The sequence below is a fragment of the Streptomyces sp. NPDC028308 genome (assembly GCF_055565855.1).
The window spans coordinates 57,145-71,225 of sequence record NZ_JBVHTO010000009.1; the positions used below are offsets into that span (position 1 = coordinate 57,145).

Annotated in this window: 14 protein-coding genes and 1 pseudogene; 11 read left to right on the top strand and 4 right to left on the bottom strand. The window is 72.7% G+C overall.

Annotated features, from left to right (window positions below; translation table 11 throughout):
• Nucleotides 1–31 precede the first annotated feature (31 nt).
• The 3 genes from resB (at nucleotide 32) to ACZ4VA_RS21290 (ending at nucleotide 3,448) form a co-directional block, all read left to right on the top strand.
• Complete coding sequence (gene resB / locus ACZ4VA_RS21280) at nucleotides 32–1,858, top strand: cytochrome c biogenesis protein ResB (RefSeq protein WP_468082369.1); 1,827 nt, start codon at nucleotides 32–34, stop codon at nucleotides 1,856–1,858.
• On the top strand, nucleotides 1,855–2,931 hold the full coding sequence (gene ccsB / locus ACZ4VA_RS21285) for a c-type cytochrome biogenesis protein CcsB (protein ID WP_356167018.1): 1,077 nt from the start codon (nucleotides 1,855–1,857) through the stop codon (nucleotides 2,929–2,931). Before resB ends, ccsB begins: the two co-directional genes overlap by 4 nt.
• Before the next feature lie 121 nt (nucleotides 2,932–3,052).
• The gene (locus ACZ4VA_RS21290) at nucleotides 3,053–3,448 is read left to right on the top strand and encodes an SRPBCC domain-containing protein (RefSeq protein ID WP_452922834.1); all 396 of its coding nucleotides are present in this window, start codon (nucleotides 3,053–3,055) and stop codon (nucleotides 3,446–3,448) included.
• 18 nt (nucleotides 3,449–3,466) lie between these two features.
• Here the strand turns inward: ACZ4VA_RS21290 and ACZ4VA_RS21295 are convergent, their stop codons facing one another.
• The 4 genes from ACZ4VA_RS21295 to ACZ4VA_RS21310 form a co-directional block, all read right to left on the bottom strand.
• Nucleotides 3,467–5,611: a hypothetical protein gene (locus ACZ4VA_RS21295; protein ID WP_356242390.1), complete on the bottom strand. Its 2,145-nt coding sequence runs from the start codon at nucleotides 5,609–5,611 to the stop codon at nucleotides 3,467–3,469.
• A gap of 97 nt (nucleotides 5,612–5,708) precedes the next feature.
• Nucleotides 5,709–6,659, bottom strand: coding sequence for an isopenicillin N synthase family dioxygenase (locus tag ACZ4VA_RS21300; protein WP_356167254.1), 951 nt, complete (start codon nucleotides 6,657–6,659; stop codon nucleotides 5,709–5,711).
• Between the two features lie 85 nt (nucleotides 6,660–6,744).
• Nucleotides 6,745–7,203: a nucleoside deaminase gene (locus ACZ4VA_RS21305; protein WP_356167025.1), complete on the bottom strand. Its 459-nt coding sequence runs from the start codon at nucleotides 7,201–7,203 to the stop codon at nucleotides 6,745–6,747.
• Nucleotides 7,204–7,351: 148 nt separating this feature from the next.
• A complete protein-coding gene (locus ACZ4VA_RS21310) occupies nucleotides 7,352–7,744 on the bottom strand; it encodes a PLD nuclease N-terminal domain-containing protein (protein ID WP_356167028.1) in 393 nt (130 codons plus the stop codon).
• A gap of 178 nt (nucleotides 7,745–7,922) precedes the next feature.
• On the opposite strand from ACZ4VA_RS21310, the gene ACZ4VA_RS21315 reads away from it, so the two are divergent.
• The 8 genes and pseudogenes from ACZ4VA_RS21315 (at nucleotide 7,923) to ACZ4VA_RS21350 (ending at nucleotide 14,045) form a co-directional block, all read left to right on the top strand.
• Nucleotides 7,923–9,377 carry a menaquinone biosynthesis decarboxylase gene (locus ACZ4VA_RS21315; RefSeq protein WP_355783986.1) on the top strand — a complete coding sequence of 485 codons (1,455 nt, stop codon included), beginning with the start codon at nucleotides 7,923–7,925 and terminating at the stop codon, nucleotides 9,375–9,377.
• Nucleotides 9,374–10,276 (top strand): menaquinone biosynthesis prenyltransferase MqnP, encoded by a 903-nt coding sequence (gene mqnP / locus ACZ4VA_RS21320; RefSeq protein WP_355783983.1) that lies wholly within the window; start codon nucleotides 9,374–9,376, stop codon nucleotides 10,274–10,276. Before ACZ4VA_RS21315 ends, mqnP begins: the two co-directional genes overlap by 4 nt.
• Nucleotides 10,277–10,303: 27 nt before the next feature.
• Entirely contained in the window at nucleotides 10,304–10,600 is a 297-nt protein-coding gene (locus tag ACZ4VA_RS21325; RefSeq protein ID WP_355783980.1) for a Uma2 family endonuclease, read from the top strand.
• A gap of 31 nt (nucleotides 10,601–10,631) precedes the next feature.
• Nucleotides 10,632–11,318, top strand: a complete 687-nt coding sequence (locus tag ACZ4VA_RS21330) for a UbiX family flavin prenyltransferase (RefSeq protein WP_355783977.1) — start codon at nucleotides 10,632–10,634, stop codon at nucleotides 11,316–11,318.
• Between the two features lie 53 nt (nucleotides 11,319–11,371).
• Nucleotides 11,372–11,827, top strand: a complete 456-nt coding sequence (locus ACZ4VA_RS21335) for an Lrp/AsnC family transcriptional regulator (RefSeq protein ID WP_121405402.1) — start codon at nucleotides 11,372–11,374, stop codon at nucleotides 11,825–11,827.
• A gap of 88 nt (nucleotides 11,828–11,915) precedes the next feature.
• A complete protein-coding gene (gene mqnE, locus ACZ4VA_RS21340; protein WP_355783973.1) occupies nucleotides 11,916–13,079 on the top strand; it encodes an aminofutalosine synthase MqnE in 1,164 nt (387 codons plus the stop codon).
• A 7-nt stretch (nucleotides 13,080–13,086) separates the two neighbouring features.
• Nucleotides 13,087–13,605: pseudogene (locus ACZ4VA_RS21345) on the top strand (GNAT family N-acetyltransferase); the annotation flags it as partial.
• Between the two features lie 137 nt (nucleotides 13,606–13,742).
• A complete protein-coding gene (locus ACZ4VA_RS21350; protein ID WP_355783970.1) occupies nucleotides 13,743–14,045 on the top strand; it encodes a DUF4229 domain-containing protein in 303 nt (100 codons plus the stop codon).
• Nucleotides 14,046–14,081: the final 36 nt, after the last annotated feature.

A 14,081-nucleotide genomic window follows, 5' to 3' on the forward strand; every position in this document is an offset into this window, starting at 1 on the left:
CGAAACCGACGCCGAGACCGAAACCGGTTCCATGAGCACGACTGACACCAGCACCACGACCGGTCCGGCCGACGGATCCCCCTCCGGGGACGGTCCCGGCGCGGAGGCCGCCCGGGACGCGCGGGAACTCGGCGAGGCCGGCTCGCAGCTGTCCACGGCGCCCACCGAGACGGTCGTCCCCGGCTCCTTCGGCGGCAACCGGGCCCCCGGCGCCGCCGGCTGGCTCGCCTGGACCGGGCGTGAGCTCGTCGGCTGGACCCGCTGGTTCTGGCGCCAGCTCACCTCCATGCGGGTCGCGCTGATCCTGCTCTTCCTGCTGTCGCTCGGGGCGATCCCCGGCTCGCTGATCCCGCAGACCGGGAACGACGCGACGAAGGTCGCCGAGTTCCAGCAGGGGCACACCACGCTCGCGCCCGTCTACGAGAAGCTCGGCCTCTTCCACGTCTACAGCTCGGTGTGGTTCTCCGCGATCTACATCCTGCTGTTCGTCTCGCTCATCGGCTGCATCGTGCCGCGCACCTGGCAGTTCGTGGGGCAGCTGCGCAGCCGTCCGCCGGGCGCCCCGAAGCGGCTGACCCGGCTGCCCGCGTACACCACCTGGCGCACCGGGGCCGAGCCCGAGCAGGTCCGCGAGGCCGCGCTCACGGTGCTCAAGCAGCGCCGCTTCCGGGCGCACGTCGCCGGGGACGCGGTCGCCGCCGAGAAGGGCTACGTGCGCGAGGCGGGCAACCTGCTCTTCCACATCGCCCTGATCGTGATGCTGGTCGCCTTCGCCTGGGGACAGCTCTTCAAGTCCGAGGGCAACAAGCTGGTCGTCGAGGGCGACGGTTTCTCCAACACGCTGCTGCAGTACGACGACTTCAAGTCCGGCAGCCTCTTCGACGTCGACGACCTGACGCCGTTCAGCTTCGACCTGAAGAAGTTCACCGGCACCTACGAGCGGACCGGCCCCAACAAGGGCACCCCGCGCACGTACCAGGCGGACATCACCTACAGCGAGGGCGCCGACGGCACCCCGAAGCGCACGTCCGTCCAGGTCAACGAGCCGCTGGTGATCGGCGACTCCAAGGTCTACCTCGTCAGCCACGGCTACGCGCCCGTCGTCACCGTGCGGGACGGCAAGGGCGACGTCGTCTTCCGCCAGCCCGTGCCGATGCTTCCGCTCGACTCCAACGTGACCTCGCAGGGCGCCATCAAGGTGCTCGACGGCTACCGGAACGCCGCGGGGAAGAAGGAGCAGCTCGGCTTCTCCGCGTTCTTCGTGCCGACCTTCGCGGGCGCCGGCAAGGGCACGATGTTCTCCCAGTTCCCGGCGCTGGACCGGCCGGTGCTCGCGCTGTCCGCGTACCACGGCAGCCTGGGCGTCGACTCGGGCATCCCGCAGAACGTGTACCAGCTCGACACCGCGAAGCTGAAGCAGTTCAAGAACGCCCAGGGCGACATCCTCAAGCAGCGGCTGACCCCCGGCGAGACCATGCAGCTCCCGAACGGCGCCGGCTCGATCACCTTCGAGAAGGACATCAAGGAGTGGGCCGGTTTCCAGGTCACTCAGCAGCCCGGCAGTGACTGGGCGCTGGCCGGTGCCATCGCCGCGATCCTCGGCCTCGCCGCCTCCCTGTTCATCCAGCGCCGCAGGGTCTGGGTGCGCGCCACCACCGGGGCGGACGGGGTGACCGTCGTGGAGATGGCCGGGCTCGGCCGCAGCGAGTCCGCGAAGCTCCCCGAGGAACTCGGCGACCTGGCGGCGCTCGTGCACGACCGGGCACCGAGCGCCCCCGACCCCGACCCGACCGAGCCCGACCCGGACATCCCCGAACCCCACGCCGTACCTGCCGCCGAAGGGGCTGAGAAGCAGTGACTCTCGCCGCCGCAACGAACGAAAACCTCGCCAGTATCAGCAACACGCTGATCTACTCGTCGATGGCCGTCTACACCCTGGCCTTCTTCGCGTACATCGCCGAGTGGCTCTTCGGCAGCCGCAGCAAGGTCGGCCGCACGGCCGCCGCGCTCACGCAGAGCGGTGCCGCGCAGGCGCCGGCGGTCACCGTGCAGCAGGCCGGCGGCACCGCCGTCCTGGAGCGGCCCAAGGTCGTCGTCCGCTCCGCGGCCGGCGCCCGTGACGTGCCGGACGGCCCCGGCGCGCACGGCGGCGACGAGCAGGGCGACCTCTACGGCCGCATCGCCGTCTCCCTCACCGTGCTCGCCTTCGCCGTCGAGGCGGCGGGCGTGCTCGCCCGCGCCCTGTCGGTGCAGCGGGCGCCGTGGGGCAACATGTACGAGTTCAACCTCACCTTCTCCACGGTGGCCGTCGGCGTGTACCTCGCGCTGCTGGCGCTGAAGAAGAACATCCGCTGGCTCGGCCTCCCGCTGGTCACGACGGTCCTGCTCGACCTCGGTCTCGCCGTCACCGTCCTGTACACCGCCAGCGACCAGCTGGTCCCCGCGCTCCACTCGTACTGGCTGTACATCCACGTCTCCACCGCGATCTTCTGCGGCGCCGTCTTCTACGTGGGCGCGGTCGGCACCCTGCTGTACCTCTTCAAGGACTCCTACGAGAACAAGCTGGCGGGCGGCGGGAAGCCCGGCCGGTTCGCGACCTCGGTGCTGGAGCGGCTGCCCGCGGCGGCCTCGCTCGACAAGTTCTCCTACCGCGTGAACGCCGCCGTCTTCCCGCTGTGGACGTTCACGATCATCGCGGGCGCGATCTGGGCGGGCGACGCCTGGGGCCGCTACTGGGGCTGGGACCCCAAGGAGACCTGGTCGTTCATCACCTGGGTCGCGTACGCCGGATACCTGCACGCCCGGGCCACGGCCGGCTGGAAGGGCCGCAAGGCCGCCTACATCGCGCTGATCGCCTTCGCGTGCTGGCTGTTCAACTACTACGGCGTCAACATCTTCGTCACCGGCAAGCACTCCTACGCCGGCGTCTGATCCGCACGCACGCACGACCGACAGGGCCGGCCGCCCGTGACCCCGACCCGGGGCACGGGCGGCCGGCCCTCGGCGTACGGGCAGGGGTGCGCATCCCCTGGTGCCGCGCCACGCTGGTGTCATGAGCGACGTCATCGAAGAGGGCACCGCCGAGACCCGCGGGGACCTGCGTCTGCTGCACTACCTGCTGCGCCTTCCCCAGCCCGTGGAGGACGTCTGGCCGGCGGTGGCCACCGCCGAGGGCCTGCGGGAATGGCTCGCCGGCGCCGTGGACCTGGAGCCGCGGCTCGGCGGAGCGGCCCGCCTGGGCGAGCTGGGCGAGGGACGGGTCACGGCGTGGGACGTGGAGCGCGTCGCCGAGTACACGGCCGAGGAGCGCGGGCGGATCCGCTTCCACCTGGAGGCCGCGCCGGACGGCGGCACCACGCTCCGCTTCACCCACGAGACGCGGAGCGGCCCGGAGCCCGGCTGGCGCGCCCGCCTGGAGCGGCTCGTGACCGCGCTCGCCCGGGACTGAGCCCGCCCCGGGCCGCGGTCACCGCTCCCCGGCCGTGTCGCCGCTCGCGTCGGGTGTGCGCGGGGGCCGGCCGGCCAGGGCGTCCGCCGGCCAGTCCCGGGCCGCCCGCCGCAGCGCGGCGCCGTCCGCGGGCCGCGCCTGCGACAGCTCCTCCAGCTCGGACCGCACCCGCCTGCCCATCTCGGGGTCCGGCGGTACGAGCGGGTCGGTCAGCCGCCAGAGAGCGTGCAGCAGCCGGCGTGTCCGCAGATGGAGGGCGCCGTGCGTGCCGTCCGGCGGGGGCACGGCCGGGTCCGTACGGCCGAGCGCGACCGGGGTCCGCCGGTCGCGGCCGTCGGGACCGGGGTGGTACGGCGCGGAGGCGATGAACAACAGGGAGGACAGCCAGTCGCCGCAGTCGGCGCGGGCGAAGGTGTCGCGCAGGTGGGCGACCGCGCCCTCGGTGTCGCCCAGGGCCAGTTCGTGGTGCAGGCGCAGGCGGGCGCGCCCGGGGCCGCCCGCGGCCCCGGGAGGGTCGGTGTAGTGGCGGACGAGCGCGCGGTGGGCGGCCCGCCACGCGAGGCGGCCCGGGTCGAGGCGGTGCAGCCGCAGGAGCAGCAGCGCCCGCAGGAACGGGTCCCCGACGAAGTGTCCGCCGGCCGCGGGACGGCCCTCCCGCGCGAGCAGCTCCTCCAGGTCGCGCACTCCCGGGGCGCCCGAGCCGTCGGGCAGCCGTGCCGCGGCGAGGGCGTGGGCCGAGTCGCGGTCGTGGGCGGCGGCGAGCACGGTGAGCGCGTCCAGCACGCCTGCGGGCATCAGCCGGTCGAGCAGTTCCCGGTGGAGGGGGCGCGCTTCGTGGTCCCCGGGCAGCACGAGGGAGGCGGTGAGGAGCGCGCCCGGCGAGGCCGCGGCCGGGTTCTGCCGGGCGCACTCGGCGAACAGCGCGACCCCCAGCGGACTGCCCCCGGTCAGCCGGTGGACGGCGGGCGGGAGGTGCGGCGGCACCGGGACCGGCCGGCACGCGGCGCCCAGGAGGTGCGCGGTGTCGTCGGGGGCCAGCGGCGGCAGCGGGACGAGCAGCGCGCCGGAGGACGGCGAGGTGCCCGGCGTCCAGCCGGTGTGCCGGGCGAGGTCCGGGAGCGTACGGCGGGCGGCGTCGCGCAGGGCCGGGTGCGTGGGGCCGCGCAGGGCGGCGAAGAACACGGCGGGGTCGGGGAAGCCGTCGGCGCGGTCGCGCAGGACCGCCTCCATGAGCGCGAGGCCGGGCGCCGCCTGCACGTCGTCGACGAGGACGAGGGGCCGGCCGGTCCGCCTGGTGCGCTGGAGCGGCCCCGCGTAGGCGTCGTCCAGATCGGCCAGCAGGGCGCGTACGAGGTGGCGTTCGGCCCGGGCGCGGGAGTCGCCGCCCGCCCGGAAGCGGCCGGAGAGCAGGACCAGCCCGAGCTTGGGGCTGCCGCCCGCGTCCGGGCAGTCCCGGTACCAGGTGGCGCCCTTGCGCAGCCGCAGATGGGTGGGCGAGACCCCTTCGGAGAAGGCTTCCAGGGCCGCCTCGATGAGCGGTTCCACCCCCTGGCCGGTGCCGGACACCGTGTCGGTCAGCCGGGTGACGACCCGGCCGACCCAGCGCCCGGCGAGGCCCGGGACCCAGGAGCCGGAGTCGTTGAGCAGCAGGACGCGCTCGGACTCCCGCCGCACGCGGGTCTCGTCGCGGTCGCCCCAGCCGCCCGCCGCGACGGCCAGCAGCCCGCACGCGAGACGCGGGAACTGGAGGCGTCCCGCGCCGCTCACCGGCTCCGCGAGCTGTTCGGCGGCGTCGGCGAGGGCCTGTGCGACCGGCGACCAGGCTTCGGGCGGGCGGGGCGGTCCGGCGGCGCGCCGGCTGTCGGCACCGTCGATCAGCGCGACCGGAACGTGGCCGCGGAAGGACTCGCGCAGTTCGCGCAGGACGGTGGTCCCGCCCAGTCCGCGGGCGCCGGTGAGCAACACGAACGGGGAGGTCCGCGCGTGCTCCTGCGGTACCGGGCCGTGCCGGTAGGGCGTCCGGCCGACCAGCCGGGCCGCGAGTCCGGGCGGATCCGCGCCGAAGAGCGGCCCGCGCCCGCGCAGTCCGGCGCGCAGCGCGTCCTCGTCCGTCGCGGTGCGCGCTCCGCCGGTCGCCGTCGGTCCCGCCGCTGTTCCTGTCATGGCTGAGGTGAGGTGTATCAACAGCGGTGCGCGGCGCGGGGAGTTGCTTCGGAGTAGGGCACGTGCTGTCCGTTCGGCCGCGCAACGCTTTCGCCGGTCAGCCGACTGTGATCGAGTCGAGCTTCTCCCGGAGGTACACGTGGGAGTCGACCGGTTCGTGGGCGACGCGGCCGACGGGGGCGGGCACCGACTCGACCCGCGTGCCGGGGGTGCACTCGCCGAAGTACACCAGGGAGATCAGCTCCTCCGCGGGGGCGTCGGCGGGCGGCGGCAGCACGCGGTGGCGGCCCGAGCGCCAGCGGTCGCCCGTCCAGCGGGCCATCAGGTCACCGATGTTGACGGTGAACGCGGCCGGGTCGTGGGGCGCGTCCTCCCAGCCGCCGTCGTCGGTGAAGACCTGGAGGCCCCCCTTGCCCGTCTGGCGGTCGAGGATCGTCACGGTGCCGAAGTCGGTGTGCGGGCCGATGCGGAACTGGCCGGGCTCGGGGGCGCCGACGACCTCGGTGCCCGGATACCAGTTGATGTTGAAGCCGTACGTCGGGTGGGCCATGTGCCGGGTGAAGAAGTCGGGTTCCAGGCCCAGGGCCTCGCCGAGGAGGGCGAGGAGATGGTGCTGGAGGCCGCTCATCCGCGTGAGGTACTCCTCGCACGGGCCGCGCAGTCCGGGGACCTCGGCGGGCCAGACGTTGGGGGCGTACCACCGCGCGTCGAGTTCGGGGTCGCCGAAGGGCTCGTCGGTGGCGAAGGTCAGCGACTCCTTCAGGTCGGGCGGGGTCGGGGTGCCCTCGGCGCCGCCGTTGGCCTCGGCTCCCCGGCCCAGCCAGCCCCGGCCGCCGACCCGGGTGGCGTAGCGCTGCTTCACCTCGGCCGGCAGCGCGAAGAAGGCGCGGGCCTCCGCGCGGACGCGGGTGCGCAGGCCGGGGTCCACGCCGTGGCCGGTGACGAGCAGGAACCCGGCGGTGCGCAGGGCGTCGTCGACGGTGCGGGCGATACCGGCGCGGGCGTCGGCGTCCCCGGTGAGCCAGGGGCGCAGGTCGATCGTGGGGATGCGCGGGCCGGTCCGGGCCCCGGGCGCGGTGGCCGGCTCGGTGGCGTGCGCGGCGGGGTCGCGGGGGACGAGCGGGGGCCGGGGGTCACTCACCGATGTCCTCGTTCCACAGGGCCGGTTCGCGGCGGACGAAGTCGCGCATGAGGGCGACGCATTCGGGATCGTCGAGGAGGACCACCCGCACGCCGTGCTCCGCGAGCCAGTCGTGGCCGCCGTGGAAGGTCTCGGACTCCCCGATCACGACCCGGGAGATGCCGAACTGGCGCACCAGGCCGCTGCAGTACCAGCACGGCGACAGGGTCGTCACCATCGTCGTGCCGCGGTACGTCCGCTGCCGTCCGGCGGCCCGGAAGGCCGCGGTCTCGGCGTGCACGGAGGGGTCGTCGTCCTGGACGCGGCGGTTGCGGCCGCGGCCGAGGAGGGTGCCGTCCGCGCCGTACAGCGCCGCCCCGACAGGGATGCCGCCCTCGGCGAGCCCGGCGCGGGCCTCGGCGACGGCGGTGGCGAGCCACGCGCGGGCCTGTGCCTGGTCGATGGGCTCCATGCCCCCACTCTGCTGCGGCCGGACGGTCGGGGCAACGCGCGACGGGCTTCCCGTCCTCCCGGGGCTGCTCGCACCCGTGCCGGCCGTGGAGCCCTGAACCGGCGTCAGGGACGTGGGCGGCCGGGCGCGGGCCGCTCGCGGGGAGCCGTCACTCCTTGGCGTCCTCGCCCCGCTCGCGCCGCCGCAGCTCCTCCTCGCGGCGCCGCAGGTCGGCCTCCCAGTCCTTGAGGAGCGACTCGTCCTTGCGGTTCTCGGCCTTGAGGGAGTTCAGGAACTCCGGGTCGTCGTCGGGCGCGAGCTGCCGGGTGCCGTGGTTGCGGTGCCACTGGGAGGGCGTGGAGCCGTTCGCCGGGGTGTGGCGGACCTTGCCGGCCACCAGCCAGGCGATCGGACCGACCAGCACCTCGCCGAAGAGCAGGATGATGATCACCCAGACGACCTTGGGCAGGCCGCGGACCTCTTCCTCCGGCGTGTTCAGGCAGTCGATGAACGCGTAGATCCACAGTGCCAGAACCAACAGGAACGGCAGATACCTCAGCATGGCCGGACGATCCCCCACTGAACGACGGCGGGGCGACGCGGGGCCCCGGTGACGGCCACAGGGTAGCGGGTGCGGATGTCGGCCAAGGGGGCGCTGCCCGGCCCCGGACCCGGGCCGCCCGCGTCCGCCGGGTGGGGCGCGCGCGGGCGGACGGGGTGCCTCGGCGATACTGGGACGCATGGCTTACGACGATCTTCGCTCCCTGCTCCGGGCGCTGGAGCGCGAGGGCGACCTCAAGCGCATCAAGGCCGAGGTCGACCCGTATCTGGAGGTCGGGGAGATCGTCGACCGGGTCCAGAAGGCCCAGGGCCCGGCGCTCCTCTTCGAGAACGTGCGCGGCTCCTCCATGCCGCTCGCGATGAACGTGTTCGGCACCGACCGCCGCCTCCTCAAGGCGCTCGGCCTGAAGTCGTACGGCGACATCAGCGACAAGATCGGCGGCCTGCTCAGGCCCGAGCTGCCGCACGGGTTCGTCGGGGTGCGCGAGGCGTTCGGCAAGCTCGGCGCGATGACCCACGTACCGCCGAAGAAGGTGAAGGACGCCCCCGTCCAGGAGGTCGTCCTGCGCGGTGACGACGTCGACCTCGACGCGCTGCCCGCCCTCTTCACCTGGCCGAAGGACGGCGGCTCCTTCTTCAACCTCGGGCTGACCCACACCAAGGACCCCGAGAGCGGCATCCGCAACCTCGGGCTCTACCGCCTCCAGCGCCACGACAAGCGGACCATCGGCATGCACTGGCAGATCCACAAGGACAGCCGCAACCACTACCAGGTGGCGGCCCGCCGGGGTGAGCGGCTGCCGGTCGCGATCGCCTTCGGCTGCCCGCCCGCCGTCACGTACGCCTCCACCGCCCCGCTGCCCGGCGACATCGACGAGTACCTGTTCGCCGGGTTCGTGCAGGGCAAGCGGATCGAGATGGTCGACTGCAAGACGGTGCCGCTCCAGGTGCCGGCGAACGCCGAGGTCGTCCTGGAGGGCTGGCTGGAGCCCGGCGAGATGCTGCCCGAAGGCCCGTTCGGCGACCACACCGGGTTCTACACCCCGCAGGAGCCGTTCCCGGCGCTGACCATCGACTGCGTCACCATGCGCAAGCGGCCGTTGCTCCAGTCGATCGTCGTCGGCCGCCCGCCGACCGAGGACGGCCCGCTGGGCCGCGCGACGGAGAGGTTCTTCCTCCCCCTCCTCAAGATCATCGTCCCGGACATCGTGGACTACCACCTCCCCGAGGCCGGCGGCTTCCACAACTGCGCGATCGTCTCGATCGACAAGAAGTACCCCAAGCACGCCCAGAAGGTCATGCACGCCGTGTGGGGCGCCCACATGATGTCCCTGACCAAACTGATCGTCGTCGTCGACTCCGACTGTGACGTCCACGATCTGCACGAGGTCGCCTGGCGTGCCCTCGGCAACACCGACTACGCCCGCGATCTCACCGTCGTCGAGGGCCCGGTCGACCACCTCGACCACGCCTCCTACCAGCAGTTCTGGGGCGGCAAGGCGGGCATCGACGCGACGCGGAAGTGGCCCGAGGAGGGCTACACCCGGGACGGCGGCTGGCCCGACATGGTGCTGTCGGACCCGGAGACGGCGGCGAAGGTCGACCGCCGCTGGAAGGAGTACGGACTCTCGTGAGCAGCGCATCAGCGGCGATCCCGCAGCCGGGGCGCACCAAGGCGTTCCTGCGCCTCGTCATGATCGAGCACTCCGTCTTCGCGCTGCCCTTCGCGTACATCGCGGCGCTGACGGCGATGTTCGAGCTCGACGGGAACATCCACTGGGGACGGCTGCTGCTCGTCACGGTCGCGATGGTCGGGCTGCGGACGTTCGCCATGGCCGCGAACCGGATCATCGACCGCGAGATCGACGCCCGCAACCCCCGCACCGCCCACCGCGAACTGGTCACCGGCGCCATGTCGGTGAAGCACGCCTGGACCGGCGCCCTGGTCGCCCTCGTCTTCTTCCTGGGCGCGGCGGCGCTGCTCAACCCGCTGTGCCTCGCCCTCGCGCCCATCGCCGTCGTCCCGATGGTGGTCTATCCGTACGGCAAGCGGTTCACGAACTTCCCCCAGGCCATCCTCGGTCTGGCCCAGGCCATGGGCCCGATCGGCGGCTGGCTCGCGATCACCGGCGAGTGGTCCTGGGACGCGGTGATCCTCGGCCTCGCGGTCGGCGTCTGGATCGGCGGCTTCGACCTGATCTACGCCTGCCAGGACGTCGAGACCGACCGCGAGGTCGGCGTGAAGTCGGTCCCGGCCCGCTTCGGCATCCCCGCCGCGATCCGGGGAGCGCGCGTCTGTCACGCCGTCACCACCGGCCTGTTCGTCTGGTACGGGGCGGCCACCGGCGCCGGCGCGTTCTTCTGGCTCGGCCTGGTGATCGTCGCGGGCGCGTTCCTCTACGAGCACTCCATCGTGCGCCCGCACGACCTCTCCCGGCTCAACCGGGCGTTCTTCCAGGTCAACGGCTTCATCGGCATCGCGCTCTTCGTCTGCGCCCTGCTGGACCTGCTGGTGCGCGGGCTGACGGTCTAGCCGCCGGCCCGCGTCGGCGTCGTCGGCGTGAGTGCCTACCCCGCCGACGTGATCGAGTTCGTCGTCGAGGTGGTCTCGCCGAGCAGCGTCCGCCGTGACCACGAGGTCAAACCCTGGTGGTACGCCTCCCGAGGCATCGCCAACTATCTCGTCGTCGACCCGCTCGAAGGCCACTGCGTGACGATGTGGAACCCGGGCCCCGACGGCTACCGCGGGCGGGACGTCGTCCCGTACGGCGTCGATCTGACCGTGGACTCGCCCCTGGGCGAGCTGACGCTGCGCACGGACCGGCTGCCCGTGGACCCAAAGGCCCGCCGGTCCTGAGTCGATGCCGCGACGCCGGTAGGCTCGGGGTGTGAACGCAGGAGAAACACAGCGGCGGCCTTGGATCGTGGGGGTGTCCGGCGCGTCCGGAACCCCGTATGCGGCGGCCGTGCTGCGCGCCCTCCTGGACGCCGAGGAGAGCGTCGACCTGGTCGTCAGCCGGGCCTCCCGCCTCACCCTGCTCGACGAGACCGGGATCAGCTTCCGGGACGCGCACTGGCGGGACGACCTGCGCGCCTGGCTGGCCCGCGGGGCCGACGGCAAGCCCGGCACCTTCGACGCCTTCGAGGACCGGATCGACGCCGTACGCCACTGGAGCGCCGGGGACCTGGCGGCCGGGCCGTCCTCCGGCTCGTACCCCGTGAAGGGCATGATCATCGTGCCCGCCTCCACCGCCTGTGTCGCCGGAGTCGCCCTCGGCCTCTCCAAGGACCTGCTCCAGCGGGCGGCGAGCGTGACCCTCAAGGAGGGGCGCCCGCTCGTCGTCGCCGTCCGCGAGACCCCGCTGAACGGGCAGACGCTGCGTCACCTCGTCACGCTGGACGACGCGGGCGCGGCCGTCGTCCCCGCCTCACCCGCGTTCTACGCGGGCGCCACGCACATCCAGGACCTGGTGGACTTCGTCGCCGGACGGGTCCTCGACGCGGCGGGCGTCGAGCACCGGCTCTACCGCCGCTGGAAGGGCGAACTCGGCGGCGGTTCCCACGGCACCACCTGAGCACAGCACGTCATCAACTTTCAGGATCTCTTCAGCGGAAGGCTATCGATCGCATGGACGCGGTGGACAGGCAGCTCATCCAGGCCCTGAGGGAGAACGGCCGGGCCTCCTACGCGGAGCTGGGACGCCTCGTCGGACTGTCGGGACCCAGTGTCACCGACCGGATCAACCGGCTGGAGGCCGCCGGGGTCATCACCGGTTACCGCGCGACGGTCGACTCCGCCTCGCTCGGTCTCGGCGTCACCGCCCTGATCGGCATCTCGCTCTCCGACGCCGCCGACCACGAGGACGTGGCGCGCCGGCTGAAGGACCTCACCGAGATCGAGGACTGCTGGTTCATCGCCGGCGACGACTCGTTCATGCTCAAGGTGCGCTCCAGCGACGTGGACGGACTGGAGAAGACCATCCGCCGGCTGTCCGGCACCAAGGGCGTCTCCCGGACCCGTACGACGATCGTGCTCTCCACGAAGTGGGAGAACCGCGTCGGCGAGCTGCCGGAAGAGGAGTAGGGCGCCGAAAGCGCCTGATGGGGGCCGCTCGCCCGCGATCCGCGGGGGAGTACCGTGGACTCGGTTCGTCACAGGGAGAGGTACACGCATGGATGTCGGGCTCAAGCGCGAGCTGGAGGACAAGGTCCGGGCCGGTGAGCGGCTGACCCGCGAGGACGGCATCGCGCTGTACGAGTCGGACGACCTCGCCTGGCTCGGCGGTCTCGCGCACGAGGTGCGGACGCGCAAGAACGGCGACGTCGTCCACTTCAACGTCAACCGTCACCTGAACATGACGAACGTGTGCACCGCCTCCTGCGCGTACTGCTCGTTCCAGCGCAAGCCGGGCGAGAAGGACGCGTACACGATGCGCATCGAGGAGGCCGTCCGGCTCGCCAAGGCGATGGAGGGCGAGAACCTCACCGAGCTGCACATCGTCAACGGCCTGCACCCGAACCTGCCGTGGCGCTACTACCCGCGGTCGCTCAGCGAGCTGAAGAAGGCCCTCCCGGACGTCTCGCTGAAGGCGTTCACCGCGACGGAGATCCACCACTTCGAGACCATCTCCGGGCTGAGCGCCTCCGAGATCCTCGACGAGCTGATCGACGCCGGTCTGGAGTCGCTGACCGGCGGCGGCGCCGAGATCTTCGACTGGGAGGTCCGCCAGCACATCGTGGACCACCGCACGCACTGGGAGGACTGGTCGCGCATCCACCGCCTCGCGCACGAGAAGGGTCTCAAGACCCCGTGCACGATGCTGTACGGCCACATCGAGGAGCCGCGCCACCGCGTGGACCACGTGCTGCGGCTGCGCGAACTCCAGGACGAGACCGGCGGGTTCCAGGTCTTCATCCCGCTGCGCTACCAGCACGACTTCGTGGACGTGAAGGACGGCAAGGTCCGCAACCGGCTCCAGGCGCGCACGCAGATGGCGACCGGCGCCGAGGCCCTCAAGACCTTCGCGGTCTCCCGGCTGCTCTTCGACAACGTGCCGCACGTGAAGGTGTTCTGGGTCATGCACGGCGTGCAGACCGCCCAGCTCGCCCTCCAGCACGGCGCGGACGACATGGACGGCTCGGTCGTCGAGTACAAGATCACGCACGACGCGGACAACTACGGCACGCCGAACAAGCTGACCCGCGAGGACCTGCTCGACCTGATCCGCGACGCCGGTTTCCGCCCGGTCGAGCGCAACACCCGGTACGAGATCATCCGCGAGTACGACGGTCCCGACCCGGCGCGCCGCGAGTCCCCCCAGCCGATGCGGGTCTGACCCTCCGATGGGACTGACCTTCCGCCTGGACCCGCCCGTGGGCCCGGAGCTCCGTGACGGCGTGCTAGCGCTGTGGACGGACGTCTCCAACGCGGGCGGTTCCGTCGGCTTCGTACCGCCCGTGACGGCCGAGGACATCCGGCCCGAGTGGCTCAAGCACCTCGCCGCGATGACCGAGCGGCGCACCCGCCTCCTCGTCGGTCACGACGAGGACGGCGCGGTCGCCGCCACCGCCTTCCTCGCCCTCAACACGCACCGGCTGATGCGGCACTGGCTGTGGCTCTACACGGTGATGGTGCACCCCCGGCACCAGGGCCGCGGCTACGGCCGTGACCTGCTCGCCGCCGCCGCGGAGGCCGCCGCCACCCTGCCCGGTATCGAGGCGGTACGGCTCACCTGCCGCGGCGGCGAGGGCCTGGAGCGCTTCTACGCCTCCTGCGGCTACCAGGAGGTCGGCCGGGTGCCCGGCGCGATCCGGGTCGCGCCCGGCGACGACCGCGACGACGTCACGATGCTGCTGCCGCTGGCCGCCCCCGGCGAGCGAGCCCCCGGCGAAAGATCCGCTTTGGGGCGTGCTTCACTGGAGAGTGCCCCTTCGGGACCTCCCCGCGCCCCCGGGAACGCGGGAGGGGAGATCCCCACGGAACGGAAGAGTGGATTGAGATGCTCCGCTACACACTGATGCGCCTCGGTGTCTTCGTGGCTTGCTTCGTGGTCGTCTGGGGCCTCGTCTACTCCGGCATCGCCCCGCGCGGCCTCGGCGACTCCAACTACATGTGGGTCGTCCTGCTCGCCCTGGTGATCTCCGCACCCATCAGCTTCGTCGTGCTGCGCGGCGAGCGCGACCGCGCCTCCGCGCAGGTCGTGGCCCGGGTCGACCGCGCCAAGGCCAACCTGGAGCGCAACCGCTCCCAGGAGGACGTCGTCGACGACGCCGCCCGGGGCGCGCACGGCGGCGCTTCCTGACGTTCCGCTCCGCCCCCGGGCGCGAGCGGCCGATCG

Excerpts from the sequence above, each read along its gene's own strand:
- resB (WP_468082369.1), top strand. The coding sequence starts at position 32 with ATGAGCACGACTGACACCAGCACCACGACCGGTCCGGCCGACGGATCC.
- ACZ4VA_RS21290 (WP_452922834.1), top strand. The coding sequence starts at position 3,053 with ATGAGCGACGTCATCGAAGAGGGCACCGCCGAGACCCGCGGGGACCTG.
- ACZ4VA_RS21295 (WP_356242390.1), bottom strand. The coding sequence starts at position 5,611 with ATGACAGGAACAGCGGCGGGACCGACGGCGACCGGCGGAGCGCGCACC.
- ACZ4VA_RS21305 (WP_356167025.1), bottom strand. The coding sequence starts at position 7,203 with ATGGAGCCCATCGACCAGGCACAGGCCCGCGCGTGGCTCGCCACCGCC.
- ACZ4VA_RS21310 (WP_356167028.1), bottom strand. The coding sequence starts at position 7,744 with ATGCTGAGGTATCTGCCGTTCCTGTTGGTTCTGGCACTGTGGATCTAC.
- ACZ4VA_RS21315 (WP_355783986.1), top strand. The coding sequence starts at position 7,923 with ATGGCTTACGACGATCTTCGCTCCCTGCTCCGGGCGCTGGAGCGCGAG.
- ACZ4VA_RS21335 (WP_121405402.1), top strand. The coding sequence starts at position 11,372 with ATGGACGCGGTGGACAGGCAGCTCATCCAGGCCCTGAGGGAGAACGGC.
- mqnE (WP_355783973.1), top strand. The coding sequence starts at position 11,916 with ATGGATGTCGGGCTCAAGCGCGAGCTGGAGGACAAGGTCCGGGCCGGT.
- ACZ4VA_RS21350 (WP_355783970.1), top strand. The coding sequence starts at position 13,743 with ATGCTCCGCTACACACTGATGCGCCTCGGTGTCTTCGTGGCTTGCTTC.